The following is a 20,191-nucleotide window of genomic DNA, read 5'->3' as shown; positions in this document are numbered from 1 at the left end:
TCACAGAATTCACTCACTCCGATCCCTATTGAGGAGCTCGAGCAACTGAAGCATATCCGTTGGCATAGGAGCACACCAGTGCATATTTTCCCCGGTGCGCGGGTGAACCAGGGCCAACTCTGCAGCGTGTAGGGCCTGACGGGGAAACCCCTGTAGTGCCTCAACCAGCTCCCTGTTAGCCTCGGCGGGCAATTTAGGCCTCCCACCATATAGCGGGTCGCCGACCAATGCATGACGAATATGGGCCATATGCACTCGAATCTGGTGGGTACGCCCGGTTTCCAGCTTGCAGCGCAACAGGGTGTGGGCACGGAAACGCTGATGCACTTGATAATGCGTGATGGCTTCTTTACCACCAAAATCGAGTACCGCCATTTTCAGTCGATTCTGGCGATGGCGACCGATAGGCGCGTCGACGCGACCGGGGCCGGTGATATAGCCTTGTACCAAAGCGTCATACTGCCGACTGACCGTCCGCTGCTTCAATTGGTCTACAAGGTGTACCTGTGCCGGTAAAGTCTTGGCGACAACCATCAGGCCACTGGTGTCTTTGTCCAAGCGGTGCACAATGCCAGCACGGGGAATCATCTCCTGATTTGGGCGGTGGTGCAGCAAGCCGTTTAGCAAAGTGCCATCAGGATTACCTGCAGCCGGGTGAACCACTAGGCCTGCAGGCTTATTGATCACAATGAGACTATCGTCTTCATAGACAATATTCAGGTCCAGGGCCTGGGCGCTCCAGCTTCCCTGAGCCTCCAATTCCGCGCGTAGACTGAGCTGCTCACCGCCAAATAGCTTATCCTTAGGCTTGGCAACAGCACCATTCAAGGTGAGCTGGCCGCCTTTGATCCAGGATTGCAGGCGAGCACGGGAGTAATCGGGAATTAATTCGGCTGCTGCCTGGTCTAATCTTCGACCAGCCATACTGGCCGGAACTTCAATATCGAGTTTTAGGTGGTCATTCATCAAACAATTGCAAATACTTTGGGCAGCTCCGGGACTGTGTTTAAATGTCTGGAGCGCCAGATTAATCTTGGCGGATAGTTTAATAAGGTAGAGTGTGAGAATGATAGAGCGAGGGGCTATGCAAGCCTGGAAAATGCTGTCGCTGGCCTTGGTGTCGGTATTATTGGTTGCCTGTGCCAACACCGATGACTCAGAAGAGGGCCTGCCCACTGGCAACCGCACTGAACAAGCCTTCTACGAGGCTGCCCAGCGGCAACTTCGCACTAGCCAGTGGGATCTGGCGATCAAGAACCTGCGCGCCCTGGAAGACAACTTCCCCTTCGGCAACTATGCAGAACAGGCCCAGCTGGAGCTGATCTACGCCTATTACCGCAACTATGAAAACGATGCCGCCATCGCCGCAGCGGACCGTTTTATCCGGCTGCATCCGCAACACCGCAACGTCGATTACGCCTACTACATGAAGGGACTATCCTCCTTCACCGAGGGCGCCGGCCTGTTTGAGCGCTTTATGCCTACCGACCTCACCAACCGAGATCCAGGCGCTGCTCGCGAATCCTTCGCCTACTTCTCTCAGTTGATGGCCCGCTATCCGGAAAGCCGCTACGCCGCAGATGCGCAGAAACGCATGATTCACCTGCGTAACCTGCTGGCTCGCTATGAGATCCATGTGGCCAACTACTACTTCAAGCGCGGCGCCTACCTCGCCGCCGCCAACCGTGGCCGCTATGTTGTGGAAAACTTCCAACAGACTCCGGCCGTACCCGATGCACTCGCAGTGATGGTACAGGGCTACCACATGATGGAGATGCCGGAGCTGGAAGCCAACGCCCTGAGCGTGCTGCGCAACAACTATCCCAAGCATCCAGCGTTCAATGAAGATGGCACCTTCAACTATGACTTCTTCAAAGGCGCCAGCGGCCGCAGCCTGGTACACCGTGTTACCCTCGGGTTGTTTGAAAAGTCTGATCCCGAAGGTTTCGATAGCCGCGAGCTGTATAACCCCGAGTACAACCGCGATGAAGCCCCTCTCCCTCCGGAGCTGATGTAATACCCCTTGCTGAACATAAAACGGCGCCTTTCGGCGCCGTTTTATGTTCTAGTCCAGCTTACTCGCCAGCCTTCCAACCATTGGTTATCGGGTAGCGCCGATCTCGGCCAAAACCCCGCTCTGAAATCCGCACACCCACGGCAGCCTGGCGACGCTTGTACTCATTGCGTGATACCAGGCGCACCACACGCTCAACAATGCTGCGCTCAAACCCCTGCTTAACAATTTGCTCGGCACTGAAGTCTCTGTCGACGTAGAGATTCAGAATCTCATCCAACACTTCGTAGGGAGGCAGACTGTCAGTATCCGCCTGATCTGGGGCCAACTCAGCACTTGGCGGCCGTGTGATAACAGTTTCAGGAATGACTTCCGAGACCGTATTTCGATAGCGCGCCAACTCAAACACCAGTACCTTGGGTACATCTTTTAGCGCGTTGAAGCCCCCAACCATATCTCCGTAAAGAGTCGCATAACCGACTGCCATCTCACTCTTATTACCGGTGGTCAGTACCATGGCCCCCTTCTTATTGGAGATCGCCATCAGCAATACTCCGCGAGCTCGCGCCTGCAGGTTTTCCTCGGTGGTATCTCTCGCACTACCTGCAAATTCTTCGGCCAATGCCCCCATGAAGGCATCGAAAATGGGCTCGATTCCAATTTCCCGGTAATTGACGCCAAGGCGCTGTGCCTGATCGGCGGCATCGGTCTTACTCAGATCTGAAGTGTAATGAAATGGCATCATCACTGCTTCCACCCGATCTTTGCCCAGTGCATCCACGGCAATCGCCAGGGTCAAAGCCGAGTCAATGCCACCTGAGAGTCCCAGTACCACACCGTTAAAACCATTTTTATTAACATAATCGCGTACTCCCAGTACCAGCGCCTGATAAACCGATGCCAGATCCCCCATAAGAGGCGCCACCTCACCGGGTAATAGGGTTACTCTTCCACTCTGCTGGGAAACCGATACGGGCAGTAACTGCTCGGCAAATTCTTCTGCCCTGGCGCAGATCTGTCCATCGGCATCCACAGCCATGGAACCCCCATCGAAGACCAGCTCATCCTGACCACCACACCAATTCACATACACAATTGGCGTTTCCGCTACACGTGCCTGAGTGGATATCAACTCCTGTCGCTGAAGAGATTTACCGCGATGAAAGGGAGAGGCATTGATATTCAGAATCAATTTGGCCCCTGCCTCTACGGTCTGCTGTATGGGTTCCCGATGCCAGATATCCTCGCAAATGCTAAAGCCTACCGAAATACCCTTGATATCCACGACACAAGGTTGATCACCTTTGGTGAAATAACGCTTCTCATCGAATACTTGATAGTTTGGCAATTTTTGCTTGGCATACTCCGCCACCAACTCTCCGTTGGCAATCAGGCCCGCCATATTAAATAGCTTGCCGTTTAGATGACGGGGATAGCCGATCAGAATTGCACAGGGCAGTTGAACAGCTTTCAATGCTTCCAGTGCAGCCTCAACTCGAGTTTGCATACTGGGACGCAGCAGTAAATCCTCTGGAGAATAGCCACACAAAGTCAACTCGGGAAAAAGGACCAGATCGGCACCCAATTCTCGGTGGGCCCTGTTAGCCACCTCAATTACTCGAGCGGTGTTACCTGGGATATCTCCTACGAGAGAATTGATTTGTGCCAGCACTAGCTGCAAAGTAGACATGGTTAAACCTCGGACAAGACAGGCCGCCATTGTAACCCCTGTGGGCTATAACGGCAGCGGTCACCATAACAACATACCGGGAAACCACCTTGAGTAGTGCCAACGACACCAGTACAACCCCCTCTTTTCAACACCATGAGCTATTGCGAATTTGCGCAATTTATCGGCTATCTATCGCCCTAGTGTTACTTGGAATTTTCTATTCAGATATAGGAGCCGGCGCCCTTGGGGATACTGCACCGCTACTTTTCTTATATACAAGCGTGGTGTATTCCCTACTTAACTTTGGCTGGTTAATTTTTTTACGCCAGCAAGCCTATCAAGTAGGTACAGGCCAAATTGGTATCATTCTGGCCTGTGATATTCTGGTTTTCCTTCTTTTAATTGAATCCAGCGGTGGCTTGAAATCCGGTCTCGGCTATCTACTGCTAATCAATTGTTCAATCGGATCTATTCTTTTAGACCGCCGAATGAGTGCCTTCTTCGCGGCGCTGGCAAGTCTCGGGGTCATCGGCCTAGAGTTGTATAATTTGATCTCAGGTAAAGGCACCAGTCAGGATATTGTCGCCGCAGGAAGCCTAGGCCTGTTGCTATTCGCCACGGTGAGCGCATTACAGTATTTGTCTGTACGTATTCGTAGCGCCAATATTCGCGCCGACCAGCAAAGCCGCCAAGCTGCACACCTTCAGCGGCTGGCACAGCAAATTATTGAGCGTATGGGCACCGGAGTACTGGTAATGGGCCCTACTGGCCAGCCCGAGCTGATTAATCAGGCGGCCCGACGGCTCTTGGGAGAGCAGTTACACGCTAAAAGCCTCGCAGAGGGCTCATTACTCCAGTCGATTCGCCAGTGGCGCGATACTAAAGGACCCGATACTTCACTGCTACAAGGGGACAATGGTAGAGAACTGCACCTAAACTTCGCGAAGCTCGAGCATGAAAGCGGCAACAGTTCACTGGTATTCGTAGAAGATAATCGCAAGCTAACCGTAGCTGCACAGAAATTGAAACTTGCATCTCTCGGACATCTCACCGCCTCCATCGCCCATGAGATTCGCAACCCTCTCTCGGCTATCAGCCATGCTGCCCAACTGTTGTCTGAGTCCTCACAATTGGCTGAGGAAGATCACTATCTCACCGAGATCATCTGTAGGCAGAGCCAGAGGGTTAATCAGATCGTCGAAAATGTTATGCAACTCTCTCGGCGTCAAGCTGGCAATCCACAAGAACACGACATCAGTAGCTGGCTACTACAGTTGATCCAAGACTATAACGTCGGATCCAACAGGGCAGACCAAGTTGAGCTCGACTTACCTGAGCAACCTCTCAAAGCCAGGTTTGACTCGGCACAAATGGCCCAGGTGGTCACCAATTTAACCGACAATGCCCTGCACCACTCTCAAGTAGCCTCCGGCAAGAGACATGCATCAATTAGTGTGTACTACAATTCTGAGCGCGGTTGTACTCAATTGGATGTGAAAGACCAAGGGTCAGGGGTTCCACAAGAACACCAAGACAAGATTTTTGAGCCCTTTTTCACTACCGGCAACCGCGGCAGTGGTCTGGGTCTTTATATTGCCCGAGAACTCTGTGAAACCAATCAGGCCAATCTCTACCACTGCCGCAGCAAGGATGATATGAGTTGCTTTAGAGTTGAATTTGCTCACTAAAAGAATGTGACTTGATTCTGCTCAGGAATATTTCCCAAAATGTATGAGAATATTCGTAAAGAATTTCTGACATAATCAGAATCGGCACCTTTGCCCACAATCTCCACAAAACAAGAAAAGACAGAGAATTGATGCTACCTCTGGCCCTGGTTGTCGATGACGAACCGGATATCTGCAAACTAATCACACTCACTCTGCAGCGCATGGATGTGAACTGTCACACCGCCGCCAGCTTAGCGGAGGCAACACGCCTGCTTAAAGAGAACCACTACGATTTTTGCCTGACCGACCTGCGTCTGCCAGATGGCGATGGTCTACAGCTAGTCGAGCATATCCAGAGCGGTGTTCTTCGAGACTTGCCCACCGCAGTGATTACCGCGCACGGCAATATGGATACTGCCATTAAGGCGCTAAAGCTCGGCGCATTTGACTTTGTCAGTAAACCGGTCGATTTAGAGCGGCTGCGCAACCTTGCTCAGCTGGCCCTACGCCTGAATAGAGAGCGAGATCCACAACAGAGCAAGAGCGCGAAACAGCTGCTTTTAGGGGAAGCCCCCAATATGCGCAAGCTGCGCGAACAGATAGCCAAAGTTGCGCGCAGTGATGCCCCGGTTTATATCAGTGGCGAATCGGGCTCAGGCAAAGAACTGGCTGCCAGGGCCATTCATTCTCAGGGAGCCCGTGCCGACAAACCTTTCGTCCCCATTAACTGTGGAGCCATTCCCGCTGACCTCATGGAGAGCGAGTTTTTTGGACATAAAAAAGGCAGTTTTACCGGCGCACATAAAGATAAAGCAGGTCTACTACAGAGCGCTCAGGGCGGTACTCTATTTCTTGACGAAGTTGCCGACCTACCTCTGGATATGCAGGTCAAGCTTTTGCGTACGATACAGGAAAAACGCATTCGGGCTATAGGCGCAAGCCAGGAAACCCCTATCGATGTACGTATCCTCAGCGCTACTCACAAGGACCTGGCCAAAGAGGTCAGCGAAGGGCGCTTTCGCAGTGACCTATATTACCGCATCAATGTAATCGAAATATCCACACCCCCTCTACGCGAGCGCAGTGAAGATATACCCTTACTGGTCGATGCCATTATGCAGCGTATTGCCCAGAATTCAGAGATAATACCCCCAAGTATCTCTACCAATGCCATGCAAGCCCTACAGGCTTTCCCCTTCCCCGGTAATGTTCGCCAACTCGAAAATATCCTCGAACGCGCCTTTACCCTATGCGACCATCAGGAAATATGCCTTGACGACCTGCTACTGGAGAAGGATGAGCAAACGCAAGATCGAGAAGCTTCCTCTACCAGCACTAAAGGTGAAGCCTTAAATAGAACCCAATCGGAAGAAAACAATCGCTTTGATCCCAGCCAGTACAACTCCCTAGATGAATTCCTGCAGGATATTGAAAAAGAAGCGATTGAAAGCGCACTCACCAAGACTCGCTGGAACCGTACCGCCGCAGCTCAGAAGCTTGGCATCAGTTTTCGCTCACTGCGATACCGGTTGAAGAAGTTGGGGCTAGAGACTTAACGGGAACGATAGTACCGTAATTACCCGTGATTGGGTTTTAGCAGAACAACTGTATGCTAGTGCAAACTCACAACCGAGGAGTTTGCACCGTGAATAAAGCTACGGGATTTACCCTCATAGAGTTACTTTTCACAATCACGATACTTGCGATTGTCACCCTGCTGGCAATACCCAGCTTTAGTGATTTCATTAAACGTTATCAAAGTAAAATAAGGCAACAGGAACTGTTTGAGTTGCTAATGCTGATGCGTAATAAAGCGTATAATGAAAACCTTCATTATACGCTTTGTCCACGCGGACTAGACGATGTCTGTGCCGATAACTGGTCTGATGGAGCACTATTATTCGCTGATATTGATCAGGATGGTGAACTAGATACCGGAGAAAAAATAGAAAGAAAGTTAAGTGGCTTAAAAAATAATGCATCTCTTATGTGGGCTGCATTCAATAATAAAGGTTATCTTACTTTTAAGCCTAATGGTAAAACCCCATCACAAAGTGGGAATTTTTCCTATTGCCCCGCCACTGGCGAGGCAAAATATGGCTGGATAATAATTCTTAATGCTATTGGCCGCCCTTATTATGCAAAAGACAAAAATGGCAATGGAATTGTAGAAAACGGCAGTGGACAGGATTTAGTTTGCCAAAAGAATCTATCAGCTAATTAACAGTTTTTATTCCAACACATATCTTTCGGGTCATCAATTTTACTATCATTTTCCCGATCCCAACCTCGAACCCCACTTGAGCGGAGTTCTACTATACCATCTCCTGCTTGACCATTAATTGGGGTAGCTCTTAGCGTATATGTACTCTGACTTGCGGCCGTAATCCTCAGATTATATTTTTTTGCTCCCCCATCCAATGGAGAAGATGAGGGGAAAATATTTGGTACACCAGTATCTGCATCTCCTGTTGCCGCGCCTTCATAGGTTCCGTTCTCAGTAAAATGTTTCTCCATCGCTTGAGCAAGGCCCATTAGCGCCCCTTGTGCATCAGCCCTACTGGCAGTACGCACATTTTCCTGATAGGCCGGCCAAGCAATTCCAGCCAGGATACCGACAATTGCTATAGCAATTATCAATTCAATTAGAGTAAAACCAATTTGCTTATTCATAGCTTTAAAATATAAATGTATAAAAGGAACTGCCCAGTAAAGCTGGGCAGTAATTAAAATTAAAATGGCGTAATTTCTTCCCAGGATAAACGTCCAATTCGACCTCCCCCAGACGTTTTCACTTCCCTCTGATCAATTCCCCCAGCACTGTTCCCCGTTGATTGAATCTTATTGCCAGTCTGAGAGTTATCGATAAAGCCTGATTCATTTGGGCTACTACTAGCCATGTACTCTCCTACATAACCGTAATCATTACTGTCAATTGTTCCACTGCCATCACCATCAAAGACTTCATTTTCCGGAGCAACTCCACTCCAGATATCGACCGACATAAGCCAACCACTACCCCCTGCTGAACACACTTGCCCACTGGGAATCATTGTATTAAAGAAAAGAACGTAGCCTTGTACGGATGGTCTGGTGATCACTCGCTCACCTCCATTAACATCATCTCCTGCTTGGAGCGGGATATACCAACCAAACTCGCTACTCCAATCAACCTCAGCAGCCTCATCATCAATTTTACGACGAAGAGAACCGTCTGAGATTGACTCGGTAACTAAAGAGCGTTTAGTAAGATGAGTTTTTGTCAAACCATAAGTGCCATTATCCGATACGGCATAAAAACCACCTTCATTCTTATCCGCAGTATCTGTATCTACCAAATACTGGCCAGTTCCAAAAGTAACAAGCAAACCCGGAGATTCAGTATCTTTTATATTTCGTACAACTAATGGTGGTGCAGTTATAGCTTCTCCAGTAGCGGTAAATAAAGGCTCGGCAAAACCTGTAGCACTACTCTTAATTACCGACCATCTACTTGAGTCAGCGCTAGAAACATCGAAAGCCCACATATTACCCTGTAAGTCGCCAGCATAAACACGGTCAATAATACCATCCAGGTTTGAATCAATAATTGCTGGTGTCGACATGCCATTTAAGTTAGAAGCACTACCTTTACCAGTTGACAAATAAGTATATTTACTGGCTGAAGCATCGGAACCATCCAAATAAACAATGAAAATTCCCGCGTCTCCGGTTTTACTATTATAACCATTACCAAAAATTGCCGCCCATTCGTTATTGGCCATCCGTCCTATTTGGGGGCGACTGAAACTAAAACCCAGATTTTCATTATCTTTATCAGAAAACTCCCACATTACTATGTTTTCGGCATTTTCCTCGCTAAAGGTTGTAGGGTCTGTAACATTCAATGCGTAATAACCTTTTCCTCCCGCATTTAACCCTCCCACCAAAATAGTTTGCCATTTATCATTAATATAAGCATCGGAAACCGTTGGTGTACCATCAACATAAAATTTATGGTCGTAGTATTGTGAACTAAGTGGATGCAATCCTTCATCATGAACTTCACTGAGCAAAATAGATGGTGAATAGGCAATCACTTCCTTTCCTGCATCCGCAGAGTTTGTTGTATCCATACTGGCATTAAATCCATGCAAGAAACCATCATTCGCCCCCACATAAACGATTGGCGTTCGATCTTTTTTTGCGGCTTTAAAGTCAGTATATGAGGTACTCTCTGGGAAAGATGCTTCAGACCACCGAGCATTAGGCCCCCCCACATACACTGGTGTAGAATTAACAATATCCCCTAAACGACTCTCACGCTCCCGAAACTCTCCTTCCTTACCTCCCTCTTTGGAGCGGTCTCCACGCAAGAAATCAATCCGATCACTGACTCTTCCATCGTCTTCAGCATTAGTGATATAACTATATAATGTGAGATCCTTTGCATGGTCAGAGCTAGATGTTCCCACTCCTGCTGCAGTAAATGGCACCCCCTTATTATCCTGGTAAGTGAGCATTACTCTTGTATCCACATCCGAAAGAGCATCAAGAATAGGAGCCGCCTGCCAGGTGGGGGAATCAGCAAGAACTCCCGAAGAGTCTAAGCTCCAAGCAGATAAATTCCCATTCCAATTGCCACTATTAAATTGAGCTGCAAAAATTGCCGAACCACTGTCCAACACGGTTGAGTTAAAAGCAACCGAACCTGAACTACCAGTAATAGCCTGCACTTCTTTGAAGATTTTATTAAAGGTTAGCTGTAGCTGAGACGCATTATCTGCAGAGTAGACACCACCTCCACCCAGCTCACCGGCATTCTTCATTACTTTAGAATCAGATAATCCCTGATTCGCAAAACCTATCAAGTAGCTGGTTATATTATTAATAACTGGAGTATCATCTGGATTTTTAAGATCTGGGCGCAAATCAACATCATATAGCGCTTTGATCACATCATCCATTTTATCATTAGTACAGCCGCCAGGATTTGAACTGCAATCCCGTGTATCAAAGTTATATAAAATATCGCTTACGCTATTATCCTTAGTGGGCGCACCATCAGTTAAAGCCACCATAAAGCTCTTTTGGCAATAATATTGAATGGCGCTACCAGAAACAGTAGCATCTGGTTTACTTACCTTACCCCAGTCCAGAATGGTAGATTCACTACTACCACTTGAGTAACCAGCAAAAATTTTCGAAGCCGATTCCTGCTCATTATTGCCATTACTATCTTTATAATTAAGCTTTTGATTTTCATATCCAGTAATAAAATAACGGCCAACACCAGCAAATGATTCGGCTAAAGGAGTATTTCCCCCTGCACCAATTTCATCGATCACATTAAGAATAGAAGAACGGTTATCACTCGTAAGACTAGTCAACCCCTGTAACATTCTCCCGCCATGATTACCATTAAATTGCATCAGTCCAATACGAACATCCTCAAGCTGGGAAACCAAATCCTTTGCTGCAGATTTCATTACATCGGTTCTGCGAATATCAACTTTTGATCTTTTCGGGTTTCCATCCTCATCCAGAAATTTATCTGCTACATAAGACCCCAAACTTGTTTCGTCTGAAAAATACCAATTTAGAAAGTCTCCCGTAACATTGGCCTCATAATTATTGCTATCATCGGTATAAAAATATGCTCCGCCACTCGCATAGGTATTAGCATAGAGCCTAGCCCTGTACTCTTCTTCTTCATCAAAGCAATTTGTTGTTGAATTCCATGTCTTCCATGTATCTCCACCGTCTACAGAAAATAAAACAGCTCCACTACTTGTACTTACAGCGAAGCGTATATCATACCCCTCATCTGATAGCGGGGAGGAGCAGCTAGGCTTATCATTAGCATCGACATCATATTCAGAAGGTGGATAAACTATCTTTTGCATAGACCCAGAGGAATCTAATAAAAACATAATATTCGGCTCAGCCGAACCCCGGGAATACAGTGGAACGTCAGACAAGTTACCCGGCGCAGCGAAAGTGCTCGTTGGCAAAGTTAATAACAGAGCTGCATTCAAAGTACGAAAATTAATTTTGTTTTTAAAATCACTTTTTAATCTCACAGCCTCACTCCTTAAAATTCTTTACCATACAGAGTTACAATAACTCTTTCTGTACCACTGGCACTTACACCACGACTGACGATTTTAAAAACGTAGACAGTAGTATCATCACCGCCGGTACTACCTGTACTCAAATCCACGTTATCCACATTGGAATCACCCGCAGCCATACCAAAACGTTCAACATACATACGACCAGATATTTTATTGCCTTCAGAATCCAACATAGAGACTTCTTTAGAGGTAGAGTTAGCATCTTTCCAGGTATCTTTAGCAAAGATGTCTTCAGGACCCTCTCCCTCTTTATGCTGCCAACTTGCTGCTCCAAAATCACTAATCTTAACCAGGCCTTCTATTTCCTCCTCCCCTAATCTGGCTATTGATTCAGCAATTTCCAAAGCAACCTTAGCCTCTCTGGAGGCTGAAGTCATACGCTCACTCATCAAAACACTACGAGCACCAGAAATACCTATGAGAGTCAAAACTAAAAGAATAATCAGGCTAACCATTAAAACGGCCCCCTGCTCTTTTTTAAAGTACTTCATTACATGCTCCCCCTATTACGCACCTTAATAGTAGTTACATATAACTTTCTTAATTTCCCATCTGCACTAGGTTGATATTGTGTACCATCCATTCTTGTTAACGTTTGACTATCTACACCGGCATCACTATCACTAGCAATCACAAGTTCAATTTTCACTGCAACCACCTTAGCCATAACATCTTTATCACTACTAGCTGCCTGCCATTTATCTATGATTCCACTACCAGATGTATCAAGGCCATAAGTTATCTGCATGTCTTCCACGCCAGGAACAAGCTCCTGAGTATTATGAGTATTACCATCAAAATCCATAACAAACAAAGAACTACCACCTGGAGCTCCCTCAGAAATAAAATACGTCCTTTGATAAGGAGTTAAAATCTTGGAGTTTGAACCATATGTATTATCCAAACCAAAGGAATCACTTTGATTTTCAACCCAGCCCTCAGAAACTACACCCTTTGCATATTTAAGATTCTTGTTTTTAGCAGCTCCTTCAGAGGCAATACTGGTAACGGTAAATACGCTTCCCGACAAACAATTCGATACAAGCACGATATCACCAGCTTCAATGGGGCAGTGTTGTGTTACAATAACATCACCATCATTTGCTCCATTCAGCACTCTCCCTTTACCGCCACAGGCATCTTCAGCACCACTAAGAATCAGTATATCTGAACCGAGCTCGACCTCTTTTCCATCAATTTTTTTTGTGCTGGAAGCGTTATCTTCGCCTAGAATACCATTAGAGCCTATCTCCTTGAGAAACTCATCATCAGTTTTTAGCAGTTTTTCTATCTCATTACTTTTTGCACAACCCCAAAAACCCGCCTGCCTAATCTCCCTACCCAGCATGTCTACTGCAAATCGGCCACTCTCTTGTACCTTTGAGAATCCACTCTGCATTCTTAAAGTGTCACTATTACTCTGGAATATCTGCAATACACCGAGCAGTAAAAGAGAACTTAACAAGATACCAATCATCAACTCAATCAATGAAAGGCCACGTTGCAATGAAAAAGAAATCATAATCTATAATTCCACACTCATTTCAAAAGTTGCATCATCCAGACTGTCAGAGCCGCTACCGTATTTACTTCCCGTATGCTGCTCTTTCCAACTGATGATGACTTCTACCCCACTAGCGCTCCTTTTAATACTCCCTGCCGAGGAAGGCAGGTTACTCGCTAATAGATTTTCCCACTCATAAATATCAAGATCGGCTAATTCCGCAGGTGTGCATTTGTTACTACAATCGGGAGTTGAAGCATTATTTTCTGTGCCCGGCTGGCTACCAGATATATCGCTGCCCTCCTCAGCAAGCGCAACACTCAAACCATGATCACCATCATAGCCTCCAGATTTAAAACCAACAGGATTAGCCCTCATTCGTTCAATAATATCCTGAGCGGCAAGGGCTGCCATAAAACGGTGATGTGAGCCATTTCCATTCTTCAAACTCATCATTTGAGTGGCAGCCAAGCCTAATAAACCTACAGCTAAAACCAGAATAGAAACTAAAACTTCAATTAATGTTGCACCCCGTTGATCAAACACTTATTGCCCCCCCACTACTATTGCAGGTAACATTTGTTTCTAACCTGAGCGCCCCAGAAACAAGCAACTCCAACTTACGACCATAATCACCCTGTCGGCTATCACATAGATCTAACACCAAAGTTCCCCCCAAGCTACTCTCTCCACGAGCATTAAAAGAAAAGTCTATAGCTGGTTTTGAAGAGCTATCTACTGTTGCCGACAGATCAAGGCCGCCAAGGTTGACATTCAAAACACGCAGTTCGACATCATCATCATCAAAAGCTCCGCTGCCATCATCAACCCATACTCTGAGGCCCTTACTAATATCATCATCAACCGCACTCACTCTAACTTCACCTTTGCGGCGTACCGCTTCAGAACGTGCATACTGTAAAGTTGCATTTAGGTCGTTAGTCATTGTTGTTATACGGTTGTTCTCAATTAATGTGCTAAAAGAAGGAACTGCAAGTGCAGTCACTATTCCCAGCACAGTAATTACCACCATTAATTCAATTAAAGTAAATCCATAGCTACGGCTAAGTTCTTTCATACTACTCTTCTCAAATTTCAGACAACCCTAAAGTTACCAGTCACCAGTTTCATATCCTTTTTTTCGTTACACTTATAGGTTTCAGACTCTCTTATTTTCGGAACACTAGGAAAAACGGTCGGCTTTAAATTACGCCCAATGAAAAGTGCGTAAAGATTACACAAGCACTACTTCCAGTTTGTACTCAATATATAACTTATATATCAATTTTTAAGGCAGTAAAAAGTGAACACGTCGATGAATAAGGCCATTACTGACTAACGGTCGCAAATAGGCGATGGGCGGAAAGGAGGAGAAGAAGCGGGAGGGAAAGGATTAAAAAACGATATCAAGAGGGAGCCGCATTTAGCGCAGCTCCTTGGGCAAAGAGAAGCGAATATTCTCCTCACGCCCATCCATCTCTTCTGGCACTGTGGCACCAAGCCGTTGCAATTTGCCAATCACCTCTTGGACCAGTACCTCTGGAGCCGAGGCACCGGCGGTGATGCCAATGGATTTTTTGCCTGTGAGCCAATCGGCATCAATATCAACAGCGCCGTCGATTAACTTGGCATCGGCACCACAGCGCTCGGCCAGTTCGCGCAGGCGGTTGGAGTTGGAGCTATTAGGGCTGCCCACAACCAACACCAGATCACTCTCCAGAGAAAGTTGGCGGACAGCATCCTGGCGGTTTTGGGTGGCGTAGCAGATATCATCCTTGCGCGGACCGCGGATGTTGGGAAAGCGCTGTCGCAAGGCATCGATTACCCGGGCAGTATCGTCCATGGATAAGGTGGTCTGGGTAACATATGCGAGATTATTCTCGTCATTCACCTTTAGCTTTGCCACATCCTCCTCGTCTTCGACCAAGTAGATAGCACCACCGGCAGTGCCATCATACTGACCCATAGTGCCTTCCACTTCCGGATGTCCGGCGTGGCCGATTAGTATGCACTCGGCGCCATCACTGCTGAATTTGCTGACTTCGATATGCACCTTGGTAACCAGTGGGCAGGTGGCATCGAATACACGCAGGTTGCGATCTTCTGCTTCCCTTTGCACAGCTTTGGATACACCGTGGGCACTGAAAATAACGATAACATCATCGGGCACTTCCGACAGCTCGTCCACAAACACGGCACCGCGCTCGCGCAGGCTTTCCACCACAAACTTATTATGTACCACCTCGTGACGTACATAGATGGGCGCACCAAAGACATCTAAGGCACGGTTAACAATATCAATCGCGCGGTCGACGCCGGCACAGAAGCCACGGGGATTAGCCAGTCGGATTTGCATTTTTACTTCAGCACTCTTTCGATAATCTATTCAACGGGTGAAAAATTGCCCTTATTGAATCGAATCCACTGCGATAATTTTTACGTGGAAGCTCAGTGTCTGCCCTGCCAGAGGGTGGTTGAAGTCAACGGTTACTTCATCTTCCTCAATCTCGCGAACTACACCGGGTAATTCACCACTTCCATTATCAAAGGAAACTACCAAACCGGGCTCCAGCTCAATATCCGGAGCGAAGCTGTCGCGGCGGACCTTTTGCATATTGGCCGGGTTACGCTGACCGAAGCCCAGCTCAGGGGGGATTTCGATTTCCGCCTCATCGCCAGCTTTGAGACCGAAGAGGGCTTTTTCAAAGCCTGGCAGCAGGCTGCCATCCCCCACACTAAAAGAAGCGGGATCGCCTTTGAAAGTGGAGTCCACCTCGGTACCGTCATCCAGCTTAAGGCTGAAGTGCAGAGTTACGCGGCTGTGCTCGCCGATAACGCTATTACTCATGGTTCGTTAAACTTCCGCGTTATTTTTTGTCTTGTCGCCGTCTTTTTCTGCAAAGAAAAGCAACTCTATAACCAGCATGGCCGCGCCGATACTGATACCCATATCCGCCACATTAAACACTGGGAAATGCCAACTGCCGTAGTACACGGAAATAAAGTCCCGCACATATCCCAGCAGAATGCGATCCCACAGATTTCCGAGAGCACCACCCAAAATCAGGGCCAGGGCACAGGGCTCCCAGCGCTTTAGCGCTGGCAAACGCCACAACCAGATAATGACCACAATGCTAAACACCATTGCGATCACACCAAAAAACCAGCGCTGCCAACCACCCGCATCAGACAGGAAGCTGAAAGCTGCACCGTAGTTTTCCGCATAGGTGAACTGCAGAAAGCCCGGAATAATTTGCACCGCAGGGCCGTACATAAATTCGCCCACAGCCCAGATTTTAGTGGCAACATCCAGAACCACCACAGCCAGTGCCAGCCAATACCAGCGCCAGGGGTGGCCGAATAGCAGATTAGTCTTAGGCATAGTGCCTTACCTCGCCGTCACCAGCCACATTCTCTACACAGCGGCCGCAAATATCTGGGTAATCACTGTTTTCACCCACATCTGCACGGTAGTGCCAGCAACGCTCACATTTGGGGTGATCCACTTTGCTCACACCAATTTTAAGACCTTCAAGCTCGGTGCTTTCAGCACCCGCCGCATCACTGAGAGGCTGCACTGAAGTGGAAGAGCAAATCAATACAAAACGCAGTTCATTCTCCAACTCGAGCAATTTCTCGCGCAGATCATCATTGGCATACAGAGTAACTGCCGCCTGCAGAGACCCACCAATTGCTCCAGCAGCGCGCTGCTCCTCCAATACCTTGTTTACCGCCGTTTTCACTTCGGCCATCACAGCCCAATAGGCCGCACCTTTATCAGCTTCGGCTGACAATTTGGGCAACGGATACCACTCTTCGATAAACACGCTATCGGCATTATTACCAGGAATAAACTGCCACAACTCTTCCGCAGTGAAGCTGAGGATTGGGGCAATCCAGCGCACAAATGCCTGCACAATATGGTAGAGCGCGCTCTGTGCGGAGCGACGCGCGACACTTTCTTCCTTGGTGGTGTACTGGCGGTCCTTGATGATATCCAGGTAGAAACCACCCATTTCAACCACGCAGAAGTTATGCAGCTTCTGGTAAATCTGGTGGAACTGGTAATTATCGTAGGCTGCCAGGATCTCATCCTGTAGGTGTGCAGCCTTATCCAGCGCCCAGCGATCTAGTGCCAGCAACTCTTCCTCCGGCAGCAGGTCTTTTTGCGGATCGAAACCGGCCAGATTAGATAGGAAGAAACGGGCGGTATTGCGCAGGCGGCGATAAGAATCGGCGGTGCGCTTAAGAATTTCATCGGAAACGGCCATTTCACCGCTGAAATCAGTGGCCGATACCCACAGGCGCAGTACATCTGCACCCAACTTATTAATTACATCCAGGGGAGCAACGGTATTGCCGATAGACTTCGACATCTTGCGCCCCTGCGCATCCACGGTGAAACCGTGGGTCAGGACCTGTCTATAAGGCGCGCAACCATTAATGGCGATAGAAGTCTTCAGGGAAGATTGGAACCAGCCGCGATGCTGGTCGGACCCTTCCAGATATAGATCGGCGGGGAAGCGCAGCCCTTCGCGGCGCTCCAACACCGCGTAATGGGTCACACCTGAGTCGAACCAGACATCGAGGGTGTCGGTAACTTTCTCGTAATGTTCCGCCTCATCACCCAGAAGATCCCGAGCATCCAGATCAAACCAGACATCCATACCCTTTTCGTCAACCAGGGCCGCCACTTTATCCATCAACGCAGGAGATTCCGGATGCAGCTCGTGGGTCTCTTTGTTCACGAACAAAGCGATAGGCACTCCCCAGGTGCGCTGGCGGGAAATACACCAGTCCGGGCTGCCATTGAGCATGGAGTCGATACGTGCCTTACCCCAGCCGGGGATCCACAATACGTCATCGGCGGCTTTTTGCGCCTGATCCAGCAGGTCATTTTGGCGCATGCTGATAAACCACTGAGGAGTCGCACGGTAGATCAGCGGTGTCTTTGTTCGCCAGCAATGCGGGTAGCTGTGCTCCAGCTTGCCCTTATGCAGCAGCACACCGCGTTCCTCAAGTAATGCAACAATCTTGTCGTCCACTTTGTAGACATGCTCGCCAGCAAATAGCGGCACGCTGTCGCGATAAACACCATTATTATCAATGTAATTGAGGGTCTCGATACCGTAACGTTTGCCTACCTGGAAATCGTCCGGACCGTGGTCTGGGGCTGTATGTACACAGCCGGTTCCAGCATCGGTAGTGACATGATCGCCCAGGACAATGGGCAGCAACTTGTCGTAGAAGGGGTGATGCACTTTCAAGTGTTCCAGGGCCGCGCCGCGAATGCGACCCACAACTTCCCCTTCGAAGCCTGCGCGGGCCAGTACCGCATCCTTTAAGGCTTCTGCGATCAACAGGCGGCGCTTGCCTGCCTGCACCACCACATATTCCAGTTCACCGTTTACGGAGACCGCCTGGCTCGAGGGTAAGGTCCAGGGTGTTGTAGTCCAGATCACCACCGACAGTGGGCCTTCTCCAGCATGGCCACCAGAGGCATCGGCTATGGCCAGATCCGCCTCTTCACTCACCGGGTAGCAAACGTCAATGGAATAGGAGACTTTATCTTGATACTCCACTTCCGCTTCCGCCAACGCAGAACCACCCACCACACTCCAGTAGACCGGTTTGAAACCGCGTGCAAGATGGCCATTTTTCACCACACGGCCGAGGGCGCGAATAATATCGCCCTCAAACTGGAAATCCATAGTGCGGTAGGGGTTGTCCCATTCGCCAAACACTCCCAGGCGTACAAAATCTTTCTTCTGCCCATCCACCTGCTTGGCGGCATATTCACGGCACTTCTGACGGAAAGTCTTATGGTCCACCTTGCTGCCAGCTTTGCCAATTTTCTTCTCTACGCGGTGCTCAATCGGCAGGCCGTGGCAGTCCCAGCCAGGTACGTAGGGAGCATCGAAACCACTCAGGGTTTTCGACTTGATAATGATGTCTTTGAGAATCTTGTTAACTGAGTGACCAATATGAATATCGCCATTCGCATAGGGAGGGCCGTCGTGCAGGATAAATTGCTCGCGCCCGGCACGCGCCTCGCGAATTTTTTCGTAGAGCTTGTTGTCCTGCCATTTTTTCAGAATTGCCGGCTCACGCTGCGGCAAATTGCCGCGCATGGGAAAATCGGTCTCAGGCAGATTCAGGGTCGCTTTATAATCAGTCATTGGGTGTCTACTTCAGCTCTAGTAGAAAAATAAATTAGGTCGTCTCAGTTTATTGGTGCGGTCTAGGATTTTGTTTAAACCACTGCCGGGCATTTTCAATATCCTCGGCGATACGAGCCTTGAGAATATCCAACGAGGCAAACTTCTCCTCGTTGCGCAACTTGTGGCAGAACTCCACGGCGAGCTCTCGCCCATAGAGATTGCCATTGAAATCAAACAGGTTCACCTCCAGCAGGGGGCGCGCGCCCTCGCCCTCTACAGTGGGGCGAAATCCCACATTGGCCACGCCATCTATGTCTTGGCGCCCCGTAGCAAGCTCAGAACCATCTGTGGCAGTGGTGCGCACCGTATAAACGCCAACTAGCGGGGAGCGGTAACGCTGCAGGCGCACATTGGCCGTGGGCGCACCCAGCTGACGACCGAGTGAACGCCCTGGCGCCACCCTGCCGGTAATCTTGTAGGGCCGCCCCAAGAGGGTTTCAGCCAGCTCAAAATCACCACCCTGCAGGGCTTCGCGAATACGGGTACTGCTCACCCTGGAGCCGCGTATTTCCATAGTCGCGGTATCTTCCACGGTAAAGCCATGCTGGGCGCCCATCGTTTGCAGGAGGCTATAGTCTCCGCTGCGGTCACAGCCAAAACGAAAATCATCGCCCACCACCAGATGGCGAATGCCCAGGCCATCAAGCAGTATCCGCTGGATAAATGCCTCAGCACTGAGGCCGCGCAGGGTATCGTTAAACTGCAGGCACAAGACTCGCTCCACGCCCACATCGAACAGCGCCAGCACTTTTTCCTTAAAACGCATCAGCCTCGCGGGAGCCTGCTCGCCAGAGAAGAACTCGTGGGGCTGGGGTTCAAATATAATGGCTACCGAAGGAAGGCCCTGCTCAAGCGCACGCTGTTGCAACTGGGCAATGATCGCCTGATGACCAAGATGTACGCCGTCGAACGAGCCGATCGTCGCCACGCATCCACGGTGGCGGGCGCGCAGGTTGTGCAACCCGCGAATTAGTTCGCGTTCCTGGGCCAAAAC

Annotated in this window: 17 protein-coding genes; 4 read left to right on the top strand and 13 right to left on the bottom strand. The window is 48.7% G+C overall.

What is annotated here, in order from left to right; translation table 11 throughout:
- Positions 1–9: 9 nt before the first annotated feature.
- Positions 10–966 carry a 23S rRNA pseudouridine(1911/1915/1917) synthase RluD gene (gene rluD / locus ACJJI0_RS18510; RefSeq protein ID WP_444883722.1) on the bottom strand — a complete coding sequence of 319 codons (957 nt, stop codon included), beginning with the start codon at positions 964–966 and terminating at the stop codon, positions 10–12.
- Between the two features lie 118 nt (positions 967–1,084).
- Here rluD and ACJJI0_RS18505 point away from each other — a divergent pair, with 118 nt between their 5' ends.
- The gene (locus ACJJI0_RS18505; RefSeq protein WP_444883721.1) at positions 1,085–2,017 is read left to right on the top strand and encodes an outer membrane protein assembly factor BamD; all 933 of its coding nucleotides are present in this window, start codon (positions 1,085–1,087) and stop codon (positions 2,015–2,017) included.
- Between the two features lie 58 nt (positions 2,018–2,075).
- On the opposite strand, the gene ACJJI0_RS18500 is transcribed toward ACJJI0_RS18505, so the two are convergent.
- The gene (locus tag ACJJI0_RS18500; protein WP_444883720.1) at positions 2,076–3,704 is read right to left on the bottom strand and encodes an NAD+ synthase; all 1,629 of its coding nucleotides are present in this window, start codon (positions 3,702–3,704) and stop codon (positions 2,076–2,078) included.
- 89 nt (positions 3,705–3,793) lie between these two features.
- On the opposite strand from ACJJI0_RS18500, the gene ACJJI0_RS18495 reads away from it, so the two are divergent.
- The 3 genes from ACJJI0_RS18495 to ACJJI0_RS18485 all read left to right on the top strand — a co-directional run bounded on the left by ACJJI0_RS18495 (position 3,794) and on the right by ACJJI0_RS18485 (position 7,580).
- A complete protein-coding gene (locus tag ACJJI0_RS18495) occupies positions 3,794–5,374 on the top strand; it encodes a sensor histidine kinase (protein WP_444883719.1) in 1,581 nt (526 codons plus the stop codon).
- A 131-nt stretch (positions 5,375–5,505) separates the two neighbouring features.
- Positions 5,506–6,912 (top strand): sigma-54-dependent transcriptional regulator, encoded by a 1,407-nt coding sequence (locus tag ACJJI0_RS18490; RefSeq protein WP_444883718.1) that lies wholly within the window; start codon positions 5,506–5,508, stop codon positions 6,910–6,912.
- A gap of 89 nt (positions 6,913–7,001) precedes the next feature.
- Positions 7,002–7,580, top strand: coding sequence for a GspH/FimT family pseudopilin (locus ACJJI0_RS18485; RefSeq protein WP_444883717.1), 579 nt, complete (start codon positions 7,002–7,004; stop codon positions 7,578–7,580).
- On the opposite strand, the gene ACJJI0_RS18480 is transcribed toward ACJJI0_RS18485, so the two are convergent.
- The 11 genes from ACJJI0_RS18480 to ribF all read right to left on the bottom strand — a co-directional run bounded on the left by ACJJI0_RS18480 (position 7,577) and on the right by ribF (position 20,188).
- Positions 7,577–8,029, bottom strand: a complete 453-nt coding sequence (locus tag ACJJI0_RS18480) for a type IV pilin protein (RefSeq protein ID WP_444883716.1) — start codon at positions 8,027–8,029, stop codon at positions 7,577–7,579. The genes ACJJI0_RS18485 and ACJJI0_RS18480 overlap by 4 nt on opposite strands.
- A 59-nt stretch (positions 8,030–8,088) precedes the next feature.
- Positions 8,089–11,418 carry a pilus assembly protein gene (locus ACJJI0_RS18475; protein ID WP_444883715.1) on the bottom strand — a complete coding sequence of 1,110 codons (3,330 nt, stop codon included), beginning with the start codon at positions 11,416–11,418 and terminating at the stop codon, positions 8,089–8,091.
- Positions 11,419–11,429: 11 nt separating this feature from the next.
- Positions 11,430–11,963, bottom strand: coding sequence for a pilus assembly PilX family protein (locus ACJJI0_RS18470; RefSeq protein WP_444883714.1), 534 nt, complete (start codon positions 11,961–11,963; stop codon positions 11,430–11,432).
- Positions 11,963–12,994, bottom strand: a complete 1,032-nt coding sequence (locus ACJJI0_RS18465; protein ID WP_444883713.1) for a PilW family protein — start codon at positions 12,992–12,994, stop codon at positions 11,963–11,965. The genes ACJJI0_RS18470 and ACJJI0_RS18465 overlap by 1 nt, the downstream gene beginning before the upstream one ends.
- A 3-nt stretch (positions 12,995–12,997) precedes the next feature.
- Complete coding sequence (gene pilV / locus ACJJI0_RS18460; RefSeq protein ID WP_444883712.1) at positions 12,998–13,522, bottom strand: type IV pilus modification protein PilV; 525 nt, start codon at positions 13,520–13,522, stop codon at positions 12,998–13,000.
- Complete coding sequence (locus ACJJI0_RS18455) at positions 13,515–14,054, bottom strand: GspH/FimT family pseudopilin (protein WP_444883711.1); 540 nt, start codon at positions 14,052–14,054, stop codon at positions 13,515–13,517. The genes pilV and ACJJI0_RS18455 overlap by 8 nt, the downstream gene beginning before the upstream one ends.
- A gap of 345 nt (positions 14,055–14,399) precedes the next feature.
- On the bottom strand, positions 14,400–15,332 hold the full coding sequence (ispH, locus tag ACJJI0_RS18450; RefSeq protein WP_252084450.1) for a 4-hydroxy-3-methylbut-2-enyl diphosphate reductase: 933 nt from the start codon (positions 15,330–15,332) through the stop codon (positions 14,400–14,402).
- Between the two features lie 51 nt (positions 15,333–15,383).
- Positions 15,384–15,824, bottom strand: coding sequence for an FKBP-type peptidyl-prolyl cis-trans isomerase (locus ACJJI0_RS18445; protein WP_252084449.1), 441 nt, complete (start codon positions 15,822–15,824; stop codon positions 15,384–15,386).
- A 6-nt stretch (positions 15,825–15,830) separates the two neighbouring features.
- Complete coding sequence (gene lspA, locus ACJJI0_RS18440) at positions 15,831–16,358, bottom strand: signal peptidase II (RefSeq protein ID WP_444883710.1); 528 nt, start codon at positions 16,356–16,358, stop codon at positions 15,831–15,833.
- Positions 16,351–19,155: an isoleucine--tRNA ligase gene (gene ileS / locus ACJJI0_RS18435; protein ID WP_444883709.1), complete on the bottom strand. Its 2,805-nt coding sequence runs from the start codon at positions 19,153–19,155 to the stop codon at positions 16,351–16,353. Before ileS ends, lspA begins: the two co-directional genes overlap by 8 nt.
- A gap of 49 nt (positions 19,156–19,204) precedes the next feature.
- Complete coding sequence (ribF, locus tag ACJJI0_RS18430) at positions 19,205–20,188, bottom strand: bifunctional riboflavin kinase/FAD synthetase (RefSeq protein WP_444883708.1); 984 nt, start codon at positions 20,186–20,188, stop codon at positions 19,205–19,207.
- Positions 20,189–20,191 lie beyond the last annotated feature (3 nt).

Source organism: Microbulbifer mixtoriginis (SeqCode) (assembly GCF_052466695.1).
The sequence above is the reverse complement of the archived record's forward strand: the minus strand, read 5'-3'. Positions and strand labels throughout refer to the sequence as shown.

Excerpts from the sequence above, each read along its gene's own strand:
- ispH (WP_252084450.1), bottom strand. The coding sequence starts at position 15,332 with ATGCAAATCCGACTGGCTAATCCCCGTGGCTTCTGTGCCGGCGTCGAC.
- ACJJI0_RS18490 (WP_444883718.1), top strand. The coding sequence starts at position 5,506 with ATGCTACCTCTGGCCCTGGTTGTCGATGACGAACCGGATATCTGCAAA.
- lspA (WP_444883710.1), bottom strand. The coding sequence starts at position 16,358 with ATGCCTAAGACTAATCTGCTATTCGGCCACCCCTGGCGCTGGTATTGG.
- ileS (WP_444883709.1), bottom strand. The coding sequence starts at position 19,155 with ATGACTGATTATAAAGCGACCCTGAATCTGCCTGAGACCGATTTTCCC.
- ACJJI0_RS18455 (WP_444883711.1), bottom strand. The coding sequence starts at position 14,054 with ATGAAAGAACTTAGCCGTAGCTATGGATTTACTTTAATTGAATTAATG.
- ACJJI0_RS18505 (WP_444883721.1), top strand. The coding sequence starts at position 1,085 with ATGCAAGCCTGGAAAATGCTGTCGCTGGCCTTGGTGTCGGTATTATTG.
- ACJJI0_RS18470 (WP_444883714.1), bottom strand. The coding sequence starts at position 11,963 with ATGAAGTACTTTAAAAAAGAGCAGGGGGCCGTTTTAATGGTTAGCCTG.
- rluD (WP_444883722.1), bottom strand. The coding sequence starts at position 966 with ATGAATGACCACCTAAAACTCGATATTGAAGTTCCGGCCAGTATGGCT.
- ACJJI0_RS18480 (WP_444883716.1), bottom strand. The coding sequence starts at position 8,029 with ATGAATAAGCAAATTGGTTTTACTCTAATTGAATTGATAATTGCTATA.
- ACJJI0_RS18465 (WP_444883713.1), bottom strand. The coding sequence starts at position 12,994 with ATGATTTCTTTTTCATTGCAACGTGGCCTTTCATTGATTGAGTTGATG.
- ACJJI0_RS18500 (WP_444883720.1), bottom strand. The coding sequence starts at position 3,704 with ATGTCTACTTTGCAGCTAGTGCTGGCACAAATCAATTCTCTCGTAGGA.
- ACJJI0_RS18445 (WP_252084449.1), bottom strand. The coding sequence starts at position 15,824 with ATGAGTAATAGCGTTATCGGCGAGCACAGCCGCGTAACTCTGCACTTC.